Genomic DNA, 17,980 nt, shown 5'->3' with positions numbered 1-17,980 from the left:
CGCAGGGAAAGGGAGCATATTGCGATGCACAAAGAATGCCAAACACTTTAATGGGGGTCAGATTCCTATTAAATCTTGAGTTTTCTTGTCAGAATTAAATTGGGGACATATTAAAAACAGCAGCACGACGCCCAACAAGGGTGCGGCTTTCGGCCGCTTTCAGTCCGGATCTTTGGCCGGCGCAGGCGGTCGGCCGGCCTTGGCCTTGATCACGCGGCGCTCGGTGGACTTCTGCAACGCGTCCAGAAAACCGTCGTCGCCGGCCGCCCAGCCGCGCAGGGTGGCCTCGGTCAGGGCCTGCTGATCGGCCGCGCGAACCCCGCCACGCACCAGTTCGGCATACGCCGCCTCCCGCGCGAAGGGCGTGTTGCCGAGCTCCCAGTACAGCGGATGCGGCGTCAGCAGGCGGTCTTGCCGCAGGCCGGCGTAGTGGCCGTGGCTGGACCACGGGAAGTCGCGCGCCTCGGCGACCATGCCGGCGCGCACCGGGTTCAGGTCGATGTAGGCCATGCAGGTCAGCAGGTAGCGCTCGGTCTGGATCAGGGTCGATCTGTAGCGCCCTTCCCACAAGGTGCCGCTACGGCCATGGCGGTCGTTGAAGTAGCGCACGTAGCTGCGCCCGACCGACTGCATGAACTGCGGCAGGCCCGTGGCACTGTCGGGCGTGGCCAGCAGGTGGAAATGGTTGTCCATCAGCACGTAGGCATGCAGCGCGATGCCGAAGCGCACGGCGTTCTCGGCCAGCAGGCCGAGCAGCTTCTCGTGGTCGGCACGGTCGACGAAGATCGGCTGGCGGTTGTTGCCGCGCTGGATCACGTGGTGCGGCATGCCGGCCAGCGTGAGACGGGGAAGACGGGCCATGGGGACGATGGACGACGCCGTCCGGGCACTCAGTCGGCGAGGCGGAAGCGCGTGTCGCCCAGCGTGTCGAGCCCGAACTGCGCCAGCAGCTCGCGCAGCCGCGTCGCCGCACTCGCCTTGCGCTGGCCGGTGTAGCGCGCCAGGATCAGCTCGTTCTTCATGCTGTGCTCCCAGCCGACCAGCTCGGTGACCGTCACGCTGTAGCCGTTGGCTTCCAGGTACAGGCAGCGCAGCACGTTCGTGAGCTGGCTGCCGATCTCGCGCGTGTGCAGCGGATGGCGCCACAGCTCGGCCAGCGGCGTGCGCGACAGGGCCAGCGCCTTCGTCTCGCGCAGGCAGGCCGCCACTTCGGCCTGACAGCAGGGCACAAGCACCATGCAGCGCGCCTTCTTGGCCAGGCCGAAGGCGATGGCGTCGTCGGTGGCGGTGTCGCAGGCGTGCAGCGCGGTGACCACGTCGATCTGCGCCGGCAGTTCGCTCGCCTGCGCCGACTCGGCCACGGTGAGGTTCAGGAAGGACATGCGCCCGAAGCCCAGCTGCTGCGCCAGCGCACGAGAGCGCTCGACCAACTCGCTGCGCGTCTCGATGCCGTAGACATGTCCGCCCTGCCGCGCGCGGAAGAACAGGTCGTAGATGATGAAGCCGAGGTACGACTTGCCCGCCCCGTGGTCGGCCAGCGTGGCCTCGGCGCCCTCGCCCGGCAGCTCGCGCAACAACTGCTCGATGAACTGGAACAGGTGGTAGACCTGCTTGAGCTTGCGCCGCGAGTCCTGGTTGAGCCGGCCTTCGCGCGTGAGGATGTGCAGCTCCTTGAGCAGCTCAACGGACTGGCCCGGCCGCAGGACTTCGGCCAGCTCGGCCTCGGCCTTCGCAGCCTTGTTGGTGGGGTGGGCTTTCGCGGGACGGGGCATGGTGTTCTTGTTGTTCATGGCGTGGCGCTTCCCGGGCCGACATCGAGCGCGGTCCAGCCGTCGGGGCCCAAGGCTTCGAGCGTCTCGATGTTGCGCTCGAAGATCGCCTCGGCCTCGGGAAAAGCCTCGACCGCGCGGTCCACGCTGTCTTCGCGCAGCAGGTGCAGCGTGGGGTACGGCGCGCGGTTGGTGGCGTTGGTGATGTCGTCGGCCTCGGTGCCGGCGAACTGGAAATGCGGATGGAAGCTGGCGAGCTGAAGCACGCCGTCGAAGCCCGCGCGGGCGAGCTTGCGCTCGGCGCGCTCGGTGAAATCGTTGAAGTCGAGAAAGTCCGCCAGCGCGTGGGGGACGATCAGCAAGGTGGTGTCGCGCACCTCGGCATCGAGCGCCACGAGCGCGCGGGCTTCGGCCAGCAGCGCGTCGATGAGACGGCCTTCGTGGGTGTCGAGGTAGGTGAGGTAGTGGATCTGGCCCTTCACATGCACCGCCTTGGCGAAGGGGCACAGGTTGAGGCCGATCACGGCGCGTTCGAGCCAGCGCCGGGTGTCGGCTTCGGCTTGCGCGGCGTCGATGACCGTCGGGTCGCTCATGCCGTGGCCTCCGTCAGTCGGCGGATGCGCCCGAGGCGCGCAGCGACCGCCATGCCGGCGAGCGAGCAGGCCAGCGTCGCCGTCCAGGTCCAGTGCCAGCCACCGACGCGGTGCGCCAGCCAGGCCACCGCCGGCGGCGCCAGGAACTGGCCGAGCGACGACGCCTGCTGCATCAGGCCGACGGTGGTCGAGACGGTGCTCGGCCCCGGCGCCAGCCGCACGCCCAACAGGAACAGCGTGGCTGGCACCATGCCGCCGCCGAGCGAAAAGGCACAGATCGCGGCATAGCGCAGCGCGGGCGACAGGCCCAGCGCGTCGGCGCCCTGCCCCACCTGCGCGAAGGCGGCGACACCGCCCAGCGCCATGGTCAGGAAACCCCATTGCAACAGCCGCTCGGGCGCCACGCCGCGCTGCAGCCAGCGGCCACCCATGAGGTTGCCGACGATGTTCATCGCCGCGGCCAGCGCAGTCAGCACCGCGCTCCAGGCGGCCGGCACCTTCGCGTCGGCGTAGATGGCAGGAAGAAAACCGATCACAGCCATCCACTGCGACGAGTACACGGCGAATGTCAGCGCGACCAGCCACGGCGCACGCGCGCCGACCGTCTCGCGCAGCCGCGACGCCCAACCGGACGACGCGGGCTGCAGGCTCGCGCCGGCCGTGCGGGGCCGGTCGCGCGGCACCGCCAGCCACACCCAGAGTGCCGCCCCCGCCGACACCAGCGACAGCGTCCACCACCAGTCGGCCCATCCGCCCCAACCGATCAGGGCCGGACCGATGAGCAGCGCCAGCGCCACGCCGAGCGGCATGTAGGCGCCCCACAGGCCCAGCGCAGCCTTGTCGGCGCCCGCCGGTGTGAGTGCGCGGATGAGACCCGGGCCGGGCATCACCGCCATCAGGAAGCCGATGCCTTCGGCCGCGCGCAGCACGAACAGCCACAGCACCGCATGCGACCCGCCCAGCAGGCCGGCACCGACGGCGCCTCCGAGCAGGCTGGCCGCTGTCAGCACCGCCAGCCCGACCAGCATGCTGCGACGCAGCCCGATGGAGTCTGCGGCGAGCCCGGCCAGCAAGCCGAGCGTCATGCTCGCGACCTGGACCAGCGAGAGCAGGAAGCCCGCTTCGACCAGGTCGATGCCCAGCGACGCCTGCAGCGCCGGCACGGCGGGCGGCAGCTTGCCCAGGTGCAGCGCGGCGCTGACGCCGCCCAGCACGACGGCGAAAGCCGCGGCCGGCACGCGGGTCGACGCACTGCTCGAGCGCACGGCCGCCGTCATGCGATGCCCCGGCGGCCGGTCAGCCGCTCGTGCTCGCGCATGGCGAAGCGGTCGGTCATGCCGGCGATGTAGTCGGCCACAGCGCGGTGCCGGTCGCGGCGCTCGGCGTACGAGGCGGGCATCTCGGTGCCGCGCGCCAGGTAGGCGTCGAACAGCCCGCGCACGACCTCGCTCGCCTGGTCGGTGGTCTGCGTGACCTGCGGGTGGCGGTAGAGGTTGCGGAACAGGAACTGCTTGAGCGCCTCCGACTGCGCCTGCATGACGCCGCTGAAGGCCACCAGCGGTGGCGCCTGGCGCACGGCGTCGGCATCGGCGGGCGCCAGCGCCTCGATGGCCGCGCGCGTCGTGTCGATCACGTCGTAGACCTGCGCGCTGAGCATGCGGCGGATGGTTTCATAGAGCACGCGCCGGCCCTGGCCCTGCAGGTGCGGATGCTCGACCAGCGCTTCGCGGCGGTAGCGTTCGAACAGCTCCACATCGGCCAGCTGCTCGACGCTGATCAGGCCCGAGCGCACGCCGTCGTCGATGTCGTGCGCGTTGTAGGCGATGGCGTCGGCCAGGTTGCACAACTGCGCCTCCAGCCCCGGCTGCGTGCGGTCGAGAAAGCGGCGCGCCACGCCCTGCGGCTCGGCGGCTTCAATGCGTTCGGCGTTAGCGCGCGAGCAATGCTTGAGGATGCCTTCGCGGGTCTCGAAGCTGAGGTTCAGGCCGTCGTACTGCGGGTAGCGGTGCTCCAGCGCATCGACCACGCGCAGGCTCTGCAGGTTGTGCTCGAAGCCGCCGTGTTCGGCCATGCAGGCATTGAGCGCGTCCTGGCCGGCGTGGCCGAAGGGCGTGTGGCCCAGGTCGTGGGCCAGCGCGATCGCCTCGACCAGGTCTTCGTTGAGCCGCAGCGCGCGCGCAATGGAACGACCCAGCTGCGCGACTTCGAGCGAATGCGTGAGCCGCGTGCGGAACAGGTCGCCCTCGTGGTTCAGGAACACCTGGGTCTTGTAGACCAGCCGGCGGAAGGCGGTGGAATGCACGATGCGGTCGCGGTCGCGCTGGAAGGCGTCGCGCGTGGGCGCGGGCGGCTCCGCGTGGCGCCGTCCGCGCGAACGCGCGGGGTGGCAGGCGTACGCCGCAAGGCTCACGGCCGGATCTCCGCGTGTCCCGCTGCGCTCATGCCACGCAGCACTGCGCGAGCACGTCGCGCACCATCGCGTCGGGCGCGCTGCGCACGACGGCGGAGCCGGGCCGGTCAATCACCACGAAGCGGATTTCACCGGCTTCCGATTTCTTGTCGACGCGCATCAGCTCCAGGTAGCGCTCGGCACCCAGCGCCGGTCCCACGGTGGGCAGGCCGGCGCGCTCGATCAGGCGGGTCAGCCGCGCGACGAAGGCCGCGTCGACGCCACCGAGGCGCTGCGACAGCTGCGCCGCCATGACCATGCCGCAGCCGACGGCCTCGCCGTGCAGCCACTCGCCGTAGCCCAGCCCCGACTCGATGGCATGGCCGAAGGTGTGGCCGAAGTTGAGGATGGCGCGCAGGCCGGTCTCGCGCTCGTCCTGACCGACCACCAGCGCCTTGATCTCGCAGCTGCGCTTCACGGCATGGGCCAGCGCGGCCGGGTCGCGCGCCACCAGCGCTTCGATGTTCGCTTCGATCCAGTCAAAGAAGGCCATGTCGTAGATCGGGCCGTACTTGATGACTTCGGCCAGGCCGGCGCTGAGCTCGCGCGGGGGCAGCGTCTGCAGCGTGTCCAGGTCGCACAGCACGAGCTGCGGCTGGTAGAAGGCGCCGATCATGTTCTTGCCCAGCGGGTGGTTGATGGCCGTCTTGCCCCCCACCGAGGAATCGACCTGCGCCAGCAGCGTGGTCGGTACCTGCACGAAAGGCACGCCGCGCATGTAGCTGGCGGCCGCGAAGCCGGTCATGTCGCCCACCACCCCGCCGCCGAGCGCGAACAGCACCGTCTTGCGGTCGCTGCCGTGGCCCAGCAGGGCGTCGAAGATGAGGTTGAGGGTTTCGAGGTTCTTGTACGCCTCGCCGTCGGGCAGTTCAAGTAGATGGACCGTGCGGAAGCGGCCGGCCAGCACGGTTTGCAGGGCCCGAGCGTAGAGCGGCGCCACGGTGGTGTTGCTGACGATCAGCGCGCTGGCGGCAGCGGGAACGACGCCGAAGCTAGCGGGGTCTTCCAGCAGGCCGCCGCCGATCAGGATCGGGTAGCTGCGCTCGCCGAGCTGGATCTCGACGCGTTCGGGCTTTGGCGGGGCGGAAAGTGCGGGCGAAACAGACAGGGACATGGCCGCGAGTTTAGGCGCTCGGGCCTGCCGGGGTCAGTCCGAGGGCTCTTCCGGATGGGCGCCGGGTTCGACCACCCCGGCCAGCTCGAGCTGCATCACGATGAGGTTGACCAGCACCGCGATCGACGGCCGGCCGGTGTCGACCACGTCATGGGCCGTTTCCCGGTAGAACGGGTCGCGTGCATCGTGCAACTCGCGCAGCCTGCCGAGCGGGTCGGCCACCTGCAGGAGCGGGCGCTTGACGTCGTGGCGCAGGCGCCGGAACAGGTCTTCGGGCGAGGAACGCAGGTAGATGACGTGGAAATGGTCGCGCAGCTCCTGGCGGTTGGCCTCGCGCAGCACGGCGCCGCCGCCGGTCGCCAGCACGCCGTGGGGGTGGGCGGCCAGGTCGGCGATGACCGCCTGCTCGATGTCGCGAAAGGCGGCTTCGCCCTCGCGGTCGAAGAAGTCACGGATCGTGCAGCCGATGCGCTGCTCGATCACGTGATCGGTGTCGATGAAGGGAGTGTTCAGCCGAGCACCCAGGCGCCGGCCCACTGCGGACTTTCCGGCGCCGGGCAACCCGACAAGTGCGACCGCCACGCGGTGGCTGCTACGCCCGCGCGTCAGCGCGCGGCGTTGCGGTCGGTAATCATCTTCGGGGTGATAAAGACGAGCATTTCGGTCTTGTTGGCAACGCGTTCGCGCTTGCGGAACAATGCCCCCATGTAGGGGATTTCACCCAGCACCGGCACGCGCGATTCGTCATTGGTTTCGGTGAGCTCGAAGATACCACCGATGACGACCGTGCCGCCGTTCTCGACCAGCACCTCGGTCTGCACGTGCTTGGTGTTGATGGCCGGGCCCGCCGAGGTGTTGACGCCGCGGGCGTCCTTGCTGACGTCGAGCGTGAGGATGATGTTGCCCTCGGGCGTGATCTGCGGCGTGACTTCGAGCTTGAGCACCGCCTTGCGAAACGAGATCGAGGTCGCGCCGCTGGAAGTGGCCTGCTGGTAGGGAATTTCCTCGCCCTGCTCGATCAGCGCCTTGGTCTGGTCGGCCGTGATGACGCGGGGGCTGGAGACCAGCTTGCCCTTGCCATCGGCTTCGAGGGCCGAGATTTCGAGGTTCAGCATGCGCGACAAGCTCGAGTTGAACAGCGAGATCGCGAAGGTGCCTGCGGCGTTGCCGGTGCCGCCAGCGTCGCCGGCGGGCAGGTTGATGAAGTTGGAGTTGGTCCAGGTGGCTGCTGCGCCGCCGACGCCGCCGGCGTTGGTGGTGGCAGGCATGACGCCAAAGGTGCCGTAGGCCGGATTGCCATTGGCCGACGCGACGCGTTCGCGGGAGATACCGCCACCCATCCGCACGCCGAGCGACTTGCCGAAGGTGTCCGAGGCTTCCACGATGCGCGCTTCGATCAGCACCTGGCGGACGGGAATGTCCAGCTTCTGGATCAGGTCGGTGACCTGCGCCAGGCGCGAAGGAATGTCGGAAACGAACAGCTGATTCGTCCGCGATTCGGCGATCACGCTGCCGCGGGGGCTCAGGATACGCGTGGCAGTACCGCTGCCACCACCGCCGCCGCCACCAGCAGAGGCGCCCGTTCCCGTCAGGCCCTGCGCAATGGCAATGGCCTTCGTGTAGTTCAGCTGGAACGACTGCGTACGCAGCGGCTCCAGGTTCTCGATCGCCGCCTTGGCTTCGAATTCGAGCTTTTCCTTGGCGTTGATCTCGTCCTTGGGCGCGATCCACAGCACGCTGCCGTTCTTGCGCATGCCCAGGTTCTTCGCCTGCATGATGATGTCGAGCGCCTGGTCCCAGGGCACGTCCTTCAGCCGCAACGTCAGTGCGCCGCTGACCGAATCGGAGGTCACGATGTTGAAATTCGTGAAGTCGGCGATCACCTGCAGCAGCGAGCGGATCTCGATGTTCTGGAAGTTGAGCGACAGCTTCTCGCCGTTGTAACCGACACCCTGCGTGAGCTTGCTCGGATCGACCTTGCGCGCACGGACTTCCACCACGAACTGGTTTTCGCTCTGGTAGGCGCTGTGCTCCCAGTCGCCCTTGGCATCGATCGTCATGCGCACGCGGTCGCCCGACTGCTGCGAAGTGATCAGCTGCACCGGCGTGCCGAAGTCGGCCACGTCGAGGCGGCGGCGCAGGCCTTCGGGCAGCGTCGACTTGGTGAACTCCACCACCAAGCTCTTGCCTTGCTGCTTCACGTCGACGCCGACCTGGTTGTTCGGCAGGTCGACCAGCACGCGACCGGTGTTATCAGCGCCCAGGCGGAAATCGACATCGCGCAGCGGCAGCGTGTCGCGATTGCGGTTCTCGGCGAAAGTGGTCGCCGCGGAAGCGGCGAGCGCCGTGCCAGCCACCGGCTCGAGCACCACCAGCAGCGACTTGCCCTGGATCTCGGCCTTGTACGCCGTGGCCTGCTTCAGGTTCAGCACGACGCGGCTGCGGTCACCGGCCTGCACCACGTTGACCGAGCGCAGGTTGCCCTGGTTCACCTCGATGGCCGAACGCCCGATGGCGTTCGTCACACCCGGGAAGTCCAGCGCGATGCGCGCCGGCGTCTGCACCGAGAACCCGGCGGGCACGGCGGTGAGCGGCTGCGCCAGGTCGATGCGGATCACTTCCGCGCCCGACTGGGTCGAGCTCGTCACCGACTCGATCGCGTTTTGCGCATGGGCGACGGCCAGGGCACCGAAAGCCAGCAGACCCAGCCCGGCGGCGCGCAGCCACTGTGCCATCGTTGATTTTTTATGGTTCATTTCGCACTCTCTTGCAACTGCAGCGTGGCTACGCGTTCGATCCATTCGCCCGCGGCGTCCTGCACGATCTCGCGCAGGGCGACTTCGGTTTCGTTGATACGGGTGATGCGCCCGTAGTTGAGCCCCAGGTATTCGCCGACGCGCACCTTGTAGAGCAGCTTGTCCACACGCACGAGCGCCACCGGTTGGCCGTTGCGGTTCATGCTGCCGACCATCGCCATCGTGTCGAGCGGGAACGCCTCGAGGGCTTCCTTGCGGCGCGCCAGCTCCGGTGCGATCAGCTCGGAGGTGCTCGGCTGGTTCGACTCCCGGCGCAGCGCCTGGGTCAGCTTCAGCATGTTGAAGGGCTCGAACGACGACGCTTCGGTGTAGGCCTGCGGCGTGAACTTCTTGGGTTCGGAGATCGGCGGCACCGAGGGCTTGATCTGGGCGCGCTGCTCGACCATCCAGCGCTGCAGGTCTTCCTGGTCGGAATCGCCGCAGGCGCTCAGGCCCAACGTGGCCAGTGCCAGCCACAGGACTTTGGCGACCGGCTTCATTTCTTCGCCTTCGGCGCCGTGGCGCGTTTCTGTGCGGCCCGCTCGTCTTCGTCGAGGTAGCGGTAGGTGCGCGCGGTGGCGTCCATCGTCAGCACGTCCTTGTCCTTCTGCGGTGTGACGGTCACGTTGTTGAGCGTCACGATGCGTGACAGGCTGGCCACGTCGGCCGCGAAGGCGCCCATGTCGTGGTAGCGGCCCGTGACGCGCACGGCGATCGGCAGCTCTGCGTAGTAATCCTTGACCGACACCTGGCCCGGACGGAACAGTTCGAACTGCAGGCTGCGGCCGAGGCCGGCCTGGTTGATGTCCGAGAGAAGCGCGTCCATTTCCGCCTTGCTGGGCAGTTGCTTCTCGAGAAGGATCACGTACTGCTGGACCTGCTCACGCTGCTTCTTCAGCAGGTCGAGGTTGGCGGCTTGCGCCACTTTCTTCTGGTAGTCGGTCCGGAGCGTGACTTCCTTGGCGCGCTCGGCTTCGAGCTCGTCGTTGGAGTTCGTGAGCCAGACAAACCACAGGCCCGCCAACACCAGCGCGGACACGGCCAGGCACAGCGCGTAGCGCGGCACCGCCGGCCACATGGAAGGATCGTTCGGATTCAGTCCGCGGAACTGGTCGCCGAAGTTGCGCAATGCGGTGGCGACGTCGACTTTGGGGAGGGATCGGTTGCTGATGGCCATGATCGATTACCCCTTCGCCTGCGCCTTGGCGGCCAGGGCCTTCTCGGCCTCCGCCTTCTGGGCGTCGGTGGGCCGCTTGAGGCCGATGCGCATCGTGAAGTTCGCCACGCGGCGCTGGTCGCGCTGGCTCAGGTTCACGTTGGCCGAGGTGATTTCGACCAGCTCGGGCTTCACCAGCCAGGGGCTGTTGTTGCCGAGGTTGCGCAGCAGTTCCGACACGCGCTCGTTCGACTGCGCCATGCCTTGCAGGGTCACGGTCTGGTTCTCCTGCTTCATGCTGGTGAGGTAGACGCCGTCGGGCAGTTGCCGGACGAGTTCGTTGAGCAGGTGCACGGGCAGATTGCGGTCGCCTTGCAGGTCTTCCACGGCCAGCTGGCGCGCGCGCAAGGCTGCGATTTCCTCCTGCAGTGTCGAGATTTCCTTGATCTCGACTTCGAGCTTCTTGATCTCGGCCTGAAGGAAACCGTTCTTCGATTGCTGAGCCGAAATCTGGGCCTCGAACCACAGGTAACCGAGGCCGGCGATCAGGGCGCCCAGCAGCGCGGCACCACCCAGGGTGCCGTAGAAAGCCTCGCGGCGGCGCTTGCGCGCGGCTTCGCGGTGCGGAAGCAGATTGATCAGGATCACTGCAGGAACCTCCGCATGGCCAGGCCGCAGGAGGTCAGATAGGAAGGCGCTTCACGGCGGACCTTCTTCTCGCGAATGCTGGGGCCGAAGTCCATGCCGTCGAACGGATTCACGAGCGAGCAGGCAAAAGAGGTCTGGCGGGTCACGGCATTAGTCAGCCCCGGCAGCGACGACGAGCCGCCGGCCAGCAGCACGTAATCGACGCGGTTGTGCGGCGTGCTGGTGAAGAAGAACTGCAGCGCCCGCGCGATTTCCTGCGCGATGCTTTCGACGAAGGGCTTGAGCACGCCCGAACCGTAGTCGTCGGGCAAGTCGCCGCTGCGCTTCTTGGCTTCGGCTTCCTCAGCGGAAAAACCGTACTGGCGCACGATCAGCTGGCTCAATTGAGCGCCGCCGAAGGCCTGGTCGCGGTCGTACAGCACTTCCTGGTTGCGCAGCACCTGCATGCTGGTCGTGAAGGCACCGACTTCGAACAGCGCCACGATGGCGTCCACGCCCTTGCCCGGCAGTTGCTCGATCAGGCGTGCGGTTGCGAGGCGCGAGGCATACGACTCGACGTCGAGAATCATGGCCTTCAGGCCCGCGGCTTCCGCCAGGCCTTCGCGGTCCTGCACCTTCTCCTTGCGGGAGGCGGCGATCAGCACTTCCACGTCGCCGACGGAGGTCGTGCTCGGTCCTGTCACGCAGAAGTCGAGGCTCACTTCATCGAGCGAGAACGGGATGTACTGGTTGGCTTCGGATTCGACCTGGATCTCGAGCTCCTGCTCGCTCATGCCGCCCGGGAGAATGATCTTCTTGGTGATGACCGCCGAGGGCGGCAGCGCCAGTGCCACGTTGCGGGTCTTGGTGCCGCTCTTGCGCACGACGCGGCGCACGGCTTCGGCGACTTCGTCGAATTTCTCGACGTTGCCGTCGGTGATCCAGCCGCGTTCGAGCGGTTCGATGGCGCAGCGCTCCAGAACCAGCTTGCCGCTGGCCTCACGGCCGAGCTCCACCAGCTTCACGCTGGACGAACTGACGTCCAGTCCCAGCAGGGGGGCGTTCTGACGACGAAACAATGATCCAAGAGCAGCCAAGTTAGGTCCCTCTCCCCCTGTTATTTGTAACCAATGGAAAAATATGCGTTCGGTTGCATGCTAGCAGCAGGCACAGCGCCCACCAAGCGTGCAGAAAGCCCGGAACCGACAACCGTTGTCAAAACGTGACGTCAAAGCCGCATTCTGTAACTTTCTGCTTAGCCCCTGGAGAGGGAATGCGCGAGGTAACAAAGATCCGGAGGCGCCGAGGGGGCGGCTTTTTATAATGTCCGGTGACTCTCCGGGCCCCCATGCAAGAAACTTCCAGCCCGAAAGGGCGCGCCAAGACTCCTCCACCCGAACGCCCCTTCTGGCTGAAATGGCTGTTGCGTTTCGTGTTCTGGGGGGCGGGCATCGCTGCGGCGGGCCTGCTTTCCATCCTGTGCGTGGTGGCCGTGGCCCTGGCAGTGGCCTATCCCAACCTGCCGGACATCTCGGAACTCTCCGACTACCGACCCAAGCTGCCGCTGCGCGTGTTCTCCGCCGAAGGCACGCAGATCGGCGAGTTCGGGGAGGAGCGACGCAACCTCACCCCCATCGCCGCGATCCCCAAGGTCGTGAAGGACGCCGTCCTGGCCGCCGAAGACGCCCGCTTCTATGACCACGGCGGCGTCGACTACAAGGGGCTAGTCCGCGCCGGCCTCGCCAACCTGAACCGCGTGAAGAGCCAGGGCGCCTCCACCATCACGATGCAGGTGGCCCGCAACGTCTACCTGAGCTCCGAGAAGACGCTGACCCGCAAGATCTACGAAGTGCTGCTGACCTTCAAGCTGGAGCACCTGCTCACGAAGGACCAGATCTTCGAGATCTACCTGAACCAGATCTACCTGGGCAACCGCGCCTACGGCTTCGCCGCTGCTTCCGAAGCCTATTTCGGCAAGCCGCTGTCCGAGATGACGATCGCCCAGGCCGCCATGCTGGCCGGCCTGCCGAAGGCGCCCGGCGCCAACAACCCGGTCAACAACCCGCAGCGCGCGCGTGGACGCCAGTTCTACGTGATCGACCGCATGCAGGAGGCCGGCTTCATCACTGCCGAGCAGGCGGCCGAGGCCAAGAAGGAAGAGCTGCATCTGCGCGACGCCGCCGACCCGAACCGCCTGCACGCCGAGTACGTGGCCGAAACCGTGCGCCAGCTGATGTACGCCCAGTACGGCGACAGCACCTACACGCGCGGCCTCAAGGTCTACACCTCGCTGGTCGCCGCCGACCAGGCTGCGGCCTACAAGGCGCTGCGCAAGGGCATCATGGATTACGAGCGCCGTCAGGTGTATCGCGGCCCTGAGAAGTTCATCGACCTGCCGAACGACCCCAAGGAGCTCGACGAGGCGGTGGACGACGTGCTGAACGACCACCCCGACAACGGCGATGTGATGGCGGCCGTGGTGCTCAAGGCCACGCCCAAGGAAATCCAGGCCATCCGCGCCAATGGCGACGCCGTGCAGATCACAGGCGAGGGCCTCAAGCCCGCGCAGTCCGGCCTGTCGGACAAGGCACCGCCCAACATCAAGATCCGCCGCGGCGCCGTGATCCGCGTCGCCAAGACGCCCAAGAACACCTGGGAAATCACCCAGCTGCCCGAGGTGGAAGGCGCGTTCGTGGCCATGGACCCGCGCGACGGCGCCATCAAGGCGCTGGTCGGCGGTTTCGACTTCGGCAAGAACAAGTTCAACCACGTCACGCAGGCGTGGCGCCAGCCGGGCTCGAGCTTCAAGCCCTTCATCTACTCGGCGGCGCTCGAAAAGGGCTTCACTCCCGCCACGGTCATCAACGACGGCCCGCTGTTCTTCGATGCCGGCACCACCGGCGGCCAGCCCTGGGAGCCCAAGAACTACGGCGGCGGCTTCGACGGCCCGATGTCGATGCGCACCGCGCTGATGAAGTCGCGCAACCTCGTGTCGATCCGCATCCTGCAGTCCATCGGCACGCGCTATGCGCAAGACTGGATCACCAACTTCGGCTTCGACAAGGACAAGCACCCCGCCTACCTGCCGATGGCGCTCGGTGCCGGTGCCGTCACGCCGATGCAAATGGCGGTGGGCTACTCGGTGTTCGCCAACGGCGGCTACCGCGTGAACCCGTACCTCGTGACACGCGTCACCGACCACAAGGACCGCGTGCTGGTCGACGTCCAGCCGCCGCTGCTGAATGAAGCCTCGCGCGCCATCCCGCAGCGCAACGCCTTCATCATGGACACGCTGCTGCAGTCCATCACGCGCGCCGGCACGGCCGCGAAGGCGCAGGCGATGCTCAAGCGCCCCGACCTCTACGGCAAGACCGGCACCACCAACGACTCGCTCGACGCCTGGTTCGCGGGCTTCCAGCCCACCATGACGGCGATCTCGTGGATCGGCTACGACACGCCGCGCAACCTGGGCGACCGCGAAACAGGCGGCGGCCTGAGCCTGCCGATCTGGATCAACTACATGGAAACCGCCCTCAAGGGCGTGCCCGTGACCGACCTGTCGACCACGCCGCCTTCGGGCATCGTGAGCGTCGGCGGCGAGTGGTACTACGACGACTACGCGCCGGGCCGCGGCGTGTCGAGCCTGGGCGTGGAATCTTCCGCGCCGGTGGCACCGGCCGAAGCCCTGAGCGGCCCGGCGATCAGCGCGCCTGCGCCGCCCGAGGAGCGCAACCGCATCCTCGACCTGTTCAGGAACTGATCAAGAAAGCGGGAAAGCGGCGGCTCAGGCCGCCGCGAACACCAGCGGCTGCCCCGCCTGCAGGGTCGCCTCGCGCGACAGGTTGCCGAAGAATTCTTCCCCGGTCTTGGTGTCCACCCACACCCGGCCGTCGTGCCGGTAGTGGTAGCCGCCGGAGCGTGCCGCCAGCCAGATTTCCTGCAGCGGCTTCTGCAGGTTCACGATCAGCTGGCTGCCGTTGCGAAACGACATCGTGATCATCCCGCCGACCCGCTGGTTGTCGATGTCGGCGTCGGTCGCGTCGTTGATGCGGTCGCAGCCCTGCTCGATGGCAGCAAGCGCCGCCTCGGCGCGGTCCATGTACTCGGTGTCGGTCATTACAATTTCAGCATGTTGAATGTTCGCCAAATTCTAGTGAGCGCTCGCGCCCGCACCGCGCTCATGGTCTGCCTTGCCGCCAGCGCGGCCGGCCTTGCGGCGTGCGGACAGCGCGGCGCGCTCTATCTGCCGACCGATCCGGCGGCCGCCCAGCGCGCCACCTTGCCCCAATTGCTCACCCCCGGCGGCTCCAAAGCCTCCGACAACGAAGCGGCCCCCAAGCCCGCCGCAGCCAGCAGCGCCCCCGCCTCCCCCCAGAAATGACGACGAACACCCCCCTGCCCGGCCACCCCCACATCGCCCACCACGACGGCGCCCTGCACGTCGAGGGCGTCGCGCTCGACGCGCTGGCGCGCACGCACGGCACGCCGCTGTTCGTCTATTCGAAGCAATGGATGCTCGACGCCCTGGCCGCCTACCAGCGCGGCTTCGAGGGCCGCGAGGCGCTCATCTGCTACGCGATGAAGGCCAACTCCTCGCTCGGCGTGCTGCGCGTGTTCGCCGAAGCCGGCTGCGGCTTCGACATCGTCTCGGGCGGCGAGCTGTCGCGCGTGCTGGCCGTGGGCGCCGATCCGAAGAAGATCATCTTCTCGGGCGTCGGCAAGACGCGCGCCGAGATGCGCCAGGCCCTGGCGGCCGGCATCGCCTGCTTCAACGTCGAGAGCGAGGCCGAGCTCGACGTGCTCAACGAGGTGGCGCTGGCCGAGAAGGTGCGCGCACCGATCAGCATCCGCATCAATCCGAACGTCGACCCGAAGACGCACCCGTACATTTCCACGGGCCTCAAGGGCAACAAGTTCGGCATCGCGCACGACCGTGCGGTTCAGGCCTACCAGCACGCCGCCCGACTGCCGGGCCTCGAGGTGGTCGGCATCGACTGCCACATCGGCTCGCAGATCACCGAAGCCTCGCCCTACCTGGACGCCTGCGACCGCGTGCTCGACCTGGTGGAAGCCATCGAGGCGGCCGGCGTACCGATCCATCACCTGGACTTCGGCGGCGGCCTGGGCATCGACTACAACGGCGAAGTGCCGCCCAAGGCCGATGCGCTGTGGCAGCAGCTGCTCGCCAAGCTCGACGCGCGCGGCTTCGGCCAGCGCAAGCTGGTGATCGAACCCGGCCGCTCGCTGGTCGGCAATGCCGGCGTCTGCGTGACCGAGGTGCTCTACACGAAGCCCGGCGAGGACAAGAACTTCTGCATCGTCGACGCGGCCATGAACGACCTGCCACGCCCCGCGATGTACCAGGCCTTCCAGAAGATCGTGCCGCTGCGCGAGCGCGCCGGCGACGCCCCGACCTACGACGTGGTGGGCCCGGTCTGCGAAAGCGGCGACTGGATCGGCCGCGATCGCGCACTCAACGTGGTGGCCGGCGACCTGCTGGCCGTGCTGTCGGCCGGTGCGTACTGCATGAGCATGGCCAGCAACTACAACACGCGAGGCCGTGCCGCCGAGGTGCTGGTGAGCGGCGCCAGCGCCAAGCTGATCCGCCGCCGCGAGACGATGGAAGACCAGCTGCGCGCCGAGATCGACGGCTGATCCGGTCTCAGCCGGTGCGCAGCGGCTTTTCGCTGCCGCGCACGGCCACTGCGGGCCTGGCCTGGCGCTTGCGCGCGAAATTCCAGACGCGCCACGCCAGCAGCACGCCGATGATCGCGGCATAGACGAACACCTCGGCGAAGTTGTTCTTGCCCGCCCGCATCCAGAAGAAGTGCAGCAGCCCGAGCCCCGCGATCACATAGACCAGCTTGTGCAGCAGCTGCCAGCGCTTGGCGCCCATCGCCTTGATCGCGCGGTTGAATGACGTGGCCGCCAGCGGCGTCAGCAGCACGAAGGCCGAGAAGCCCACCAGGATGAACGGCCGCTTGGCGATGTCCTTGGCGATCTCACCCCACTCGAAGCCCATGTCGAACCAGCTGTAGCACAGCAGGTGCAGCACCACGTAGAAGTACGCGAACAGGCCCAGCATGCGGCGCAGCCGCGCCAGCGCGTTGAGCCCGGTGATCACGCGCAGCGGCGTCACCGCCAGCACGATGCAGATGAAGCGCAAGGTCCAGTCGCCCGTCGCGCGGATCAGGAACTCGGCCGGGTTCGCGCCCAGCCCATCGGTGAAGGCGCCGAAAGCCAGCCGCGCGAACGGCAGCAGGCCCAGCAGGAAGACGACCGGCTTGGTTGCCGGGTGCATGAGCAGCTTGTTCAGCATGGCGCAACGACCGGGCGGGCGCGCCCGCTCAGTAGTTCTTCTTCAGGTCCATGCCGGCGTAGAGCTGGCCGACCTGCGCCTCGTAGCCGTTGAACATCTCGGTCTTGCGCCGCTTCGCGAACAGGCCGCCGCCGTCGCCGATGCGGCGCTCGGTCGCCTGGCTCCAGCGCGGGTGGTCGACGGTCGGGTTCACGTTCGAATAGAAGCCGTACTCCTGCGCCGCCGCCTTGTTCCAGGCCGTGCTCGGCTCCTTCTCGACGAAGCGGATCTTGACGATCGACTTGGCCGACTTAAAGCCGTACTTCCATGGCACCACGAGCCGCACCGGCGCGCCGTTCTGGTTGGGCAGCACCTCGCCGTACATGCCGAAGGCCAGCAGCGTGAGCGGATGCATCGCCTCGTCCATGCGCAGGCCTTCGGTGTAGGGCCAGTCGAGCACGCGCGAGCCGACGAAGGGCATGGTCTTCGGATCGGCCAGCGTCACGAACTCGACGAACTTGGCGTTGCCCTGCGGCTCGACCTTCTTGATGAGCTCGGCGAGCGAGTAGCCGACCCACGGGATCACCATCGACCAGCCCTCGACGCAGCGCAGGCGGTAGATGCGCTCTTCCTGCGCACTGAGCTTGAGCAGGTCTTCGATGCCGTACTTGCCCGGCTTCTTGACCAGCCCCTCAACCTCCACAGTCCACGGCCGCGTCTTGAGGGTGCCGGCGTTCTTCACCGGATCGCCCTTGTCGACGCCGAACTCGTAGTAATTGTTGTAGCTGCTCGCGTCCTTGTAGTCGGTGAGCTTTTCCATGGTCTGCGCGCCCGGCACGGCCGACTTGGCGCCCGGCAGCAGGGCCAGCTTGTGCGGGCCGGTCGCCTGGGCGAAGGCCTCGCGCCCGGCGAAGGTGGCGAGCGCCGCACCCGCGGCACCGCCGGCCATCAGCTTGAGCAGGTCGCGCCGGCCTTCGTAGGCGGCGCGCGGCGTGATCTCGCTCGACAGCGGATGGTTGAAACCGTGGGTGTCGCGACGGTGCGAACGGGAAGGGAACGACATGGCAGGCCTTTCGCGTGAATCGTTGTGCTCAGGGTAGTTCGTGACATGCCCCGGTTTGGTTACGCGCCATGGCGGCGCGTGGTTTCAATTCTTCGCAAAAGGCGCCAGGCCTGCGC

General features: G+C 67.4%; 18 protein-coding genes. 3 read left to right on the top strand and 15 right to left on the bottom strand.

What is annotated here, in order from left to right:
- Positions 1-159 precede the first annotated feature (159 nt).
- The 12 genes from ACAM42_RS05755 to ACAM42_RS05700 are packed head-to-tail and all read right to left on the bottom strand — an operon-like array spanning position 160 to position 11,600.
- Positions 160-861 (bottom strand): transposase, encoded by a 702-nt coding sequence (locus tag ACAM42_RS05755; protein ID WP_354347913.1) that lies wholly within the window; start codon positions 859-861, stop codon positions 160-162.
- A gap of 29 nt (positions 862-890) precedes the next feature.
- Positions 891-1,772: an SAM-dependent methyltransferase gene (locus ACAM42_RS05750; protein ID WP_159278667.1), complete on the bottom strand. Its 882-nt coding sequence runs from the start codon at positions 1,770-1,772 to the stop codon at positions 891-893.
- 14 nt (positions 1,773-1,786) lie between these two features.
- The gene (locus ACAM42_RS05745; protein WP_354347914.1) at positions 1,787-2,362 is read right to left on the bottom strand and encodes a DUF1415 domain-containing protein; all 576 of its coding nucleotides are present in this window, start codon (positions 2,360-2,362) and stop codon (positions 1,787-1,789) included.
- A complete protein-coding gene (locus ACAM42_RS05740) occupies positions 2,359-3,639 on the bottom strand; it encodes a CynX/NimT family MFS transporter (protein WP_369631362.1) in 1,281 nt (426 codons plus the stop codon). Before ACAM42_RS05740 ends, ACAM42_RS05745 begins: the two co-directional genes overlap by 4 nt.
- Positions 3,636-4,772 carry a deoxyguanosinetriphosphate triphosphohydrolase gene (locus ACAM42_RS05735; RefSeq protein ID WP_354347916.1) on the bottom strand — a complete coding sequence of 379 codons (1,137 nt, stop codon included), beginning with the start codon at positions 4,770-4,772 and terminating at the stop codon, positions 3,636-3,638. The genes ACAM42_RS05740 and ACAM42_RS05735 overlap by 4 nt, the downstream gene beginning before the upstream one ends.
- Before the next feature lie 28 nt (positions 4,773-4,800).
- Positions 4,801-5,925: a 3-dehydroquinate synthase gene (gene aroB / locus ACAM42_RS05730; protein ID WP_354347917.1), complete on the bottom strand. Its 1,125-nt coding sequence runs from the start codon at positions 5,923-5,925 to the stop codon at positions 4,801-4,803.
- Positions 5,926-5,958: 33 nt separating this feature from the next.
- Positions 5,959-6,507: a shikimate kinase gene (locus tag ACAM42_RS05725; protein WP_354347918.1), complete on the bottom strand. Its 549-nt coding sequence runs from the start codon at positions 6,505-6,507 to the stop codon at positions 5,959-5,961.
- A gap of 23 nt (positions 6,508-6,530) precedes the next feature.
- Positions 6,531-8,681, bottom strand: a complete 2,151-nt coding sequence (gene pilQ, locus ACAM42_RS05720; protein WP_354347919.1) for a type IV pilus secretin PilQ — start codon at positions 8,679-8,681, stop codon at positions 6,531-6,533.
- Positions 8,678-9,220, bottom strand: coding sequence for a pilus assembly protein PilP (locus ACAM42_RS05715; RefSeq protein WP_070059946.1), 543 nt, complete (start codon positions 9,218-9,220; stop codon positions 8,678-8,680). Before ACAM42_RS05715 ends, pilQ begins: the two co-directional genes overlap by 4 nt.
- Positions 9,217-9,897, bottom strand: coding sequence for a type 4a pilus biogenesis protein PilO (locus ACAM42_RS05710; RefSeq protein ID WP_070059947.1), 681 nt, complete (start codon positions 9,895-9,897; stop codon positions 9,217-9,219). The genes ACAM42_RS05715 and ACAM42_RS05710 overlap by 4 nt, the downstream gene beginning before the upstream one ends.
- A gap of 6 nt (positions 9,898-9,903) precedes the next feature.
- Positions 9,904-10,524: a PilN domain-containing protein gene (locus ACAM42_RS05705; RefSeq protein ID WP_070059948.1), complete on the bottom strand. Its 621-nt coding sequence runs from the start codon at positions 10,522-10,524 to the stop codon at positions 9,904-9,906.
- On the bottom strand, positions 10,521-11,600 hold the full coding sequence (locus ACAM42_RS05700) for a pilus assembly protein PilM (RefSeq protein ID WP_062471776.1): 1,080 nt from the start codon (positions 11,598-11,600) through the stop codon (positions 10,521-10,523). The genes ACAM42_RS05705 and ACAM42_RS05700 overlap by 4 nt, the downstream gene beginning before the upstream one ends.
- A gap of 251 nt (positions 11,601-11,851) precedes the next feature.
- On the opposite strand from ACAM42_RS05700, the gene ACAM42_RS05695 reads away from it, so the two are divergent.
- Complete coding sequence (locus tag ACAM42_RS05695) at positions 11,852-14,263, top strand: penicillin-binding protein 1A (RefSeq protein WP_354347920.1); 2,412 nt, start codon at positions 11,852-11,854, stop codon at positions 14,261-14,263.
- Between the two features lie 24 nt (positions 14,264-14,287).
- Here the strand turns inward: ACAM42_RS05695 and cyaY are convergent, their stop codons facing one another.
- A complete protein-coding gene (gene cyaY, locus ACAM42_RS05690; RefSeq protein WP_062471779.1) occupies positions 14,288-14,620 on the bottom strand; it encodes an iron donor protein CyaY in 333 nt (110 codons plus the stop codon).
- Between the two features lie 12 nt (positions 14,621-14,632).
- Between cyaY and ACAM42_RS05685 the strand changes: the two genes are divergently transcribed.
- Entirely contained in the window at positions 14,633-14,884 is a 252-nt protein-coding gene (locus ACAM42_RS05685) for a lipoprotein (RefSeq protein ID WP_062471782.1), read from the top strand.
- Positions 14,881-16,158, top strand: coding sequence for a diaminopimelate decarboxylase (gene lysA / locus ACAM42_RS05680; RefSeq protein ID WP_369631361.1), 1,278 nt, complete (start codon positions 14,881-14,883; stop codon positions 16,156-16,158). Before ACAM42_RS05685 ends, lysA begins: the two co-directional genes overlap by 4 nt.
- Positions 16,159-16,165: 7 nt before the next feature.
- Here lysA and ACAM42_RS05675 read toward each other — a convergent pair whose 3' ends face one another.
- Positions 16,166-16,819, bottom strand: a complete 654-nt coding sequence (locus tag ACAM42_RS05675) for a protein-methionine-sulfoxide reductase heme-binding subunit MsrQ (RefSeq protein WP_354347938.1) — start codon at positions 16,817-16,819, stop codon at positions 16,166-16,168.
- A 31-nt stretch (positions 16,820-16,850) separates the two neighbouring features.
- A complete protein-coding gene (msrP, locus tag ACAM42_RS05670) occupies positions 16,851-17,864 on the bottom strand; it encodes a protein-methionine-sulfoxide reductase catalytic subunit MsrP (RefSeq protein ID WP_159274009.1) in 1,014 nt (337 codons plus the stop codon).
- Between the last annotated feature and the right edge of the window lie 116 nt (positions 17,865-17,980).

The sequence above is a fragment of the Variovorax sp. V35 genome, from assembly GCF_041154465.1.
Lineage (GTDB): Bacteria > Pseudomonadota > Gammaproteobacteria > Burkholderiales > Burkholderiaceae_C > Variovorax > Variovorax boronicumulans.
Note: the sequence above shows the minus strand (reverse complement) of the source record. Positions and strands in the feature narration are given on the sequence as shown.

Coding starts and splice junctions, on each gene's coding strand:
- ACAM42_RS05755 (WP_354347913.1), bottom strand. CDS start 861: ATGGCCCGTCTTCCCCGTCTCACGCTGGCCGGCATGCCGCACCACGTG.
- ACAM42_RS05750 (WP_159278667.1), bottom strand. CDS start 1,772: ATGCCCCGTCCCGCGAAAGCCCACCCCACCAACAAGGCTGCGAAGGCC.
- ACAM42_RS05745 (WP_354347914.1), bottom strand. CDS start 2,362: ATGAGCGACCCGACGGTCATCGACGCCGCGCAAGCCGAAGCCGACACC.
- ACAM42_RS05740 (WP_369631362.1), bottom strand. CDS start 3,639: ATGACGGCGGCCGTGCGCTCGAGCAGTGCGTCGACCCGCGTGCCGGCC.
- aroB (WP_354347917.1), bottom strand. CDS start 5,925: ATGTCCCTGTCTGTTTCGCCCGCACTTTCCGCCCCGCCAAAGCCCGAA.
- pilQ (WP_354347919.1), bottom strand. CDS start 8,681: ATGAACCATAAAAAATCAACGATGGCACAGTGGCTGCGCGCCGCCGGG.
- ACAM42_RS05715 (WP_070059946.1), bottom strand. CDS start 9,220: ATGAAGCCGGTCGCCAAAGTCCTGTGGCTGGCACTGGCCACGTTGGGC.
- ACAM42_RS05710 (WP_070059947.1), bottom strand. CDS start 9,897: ATGGCCATCAGCAACCGATCCCTCCCCAAAGTCGACGTCGCCACCGCA.
- ACAM42_RS05695 (WP_354347920.1), top strand. CDS start 11,852: ATGCAAGAAACTTCCAGCCCGAAAGGGCGCGCCAAGACTCCTCCACCC.
- cyaY (WP_062471779.1), bottom strand. CDS start 14,620: ATGACCGACACCGAGTACATGGACCGCGCCGAGGCGGCGCTTGCTGCC.
- ACAM42_RS05685 (WP_062471782.1), top strand. CDS start 14,633: ATGTTGAATGTTCGCCAAATTCTAGTGAGCGCTCGCGCCCGCACCGCG.
- lysA (WP_369631361.1), top strand. CDS start 14,881: ATGACGACGAACACCCCCCTGCCCGGCCACCCCCACATCGCCCACCAC.
- msrP (WP_159274009.1), bottom strand. CDS start 17,864: ATGTCGTTCCCTTCCCGTTCGCACCGTCGCGACACCCACGGTTTCAAC.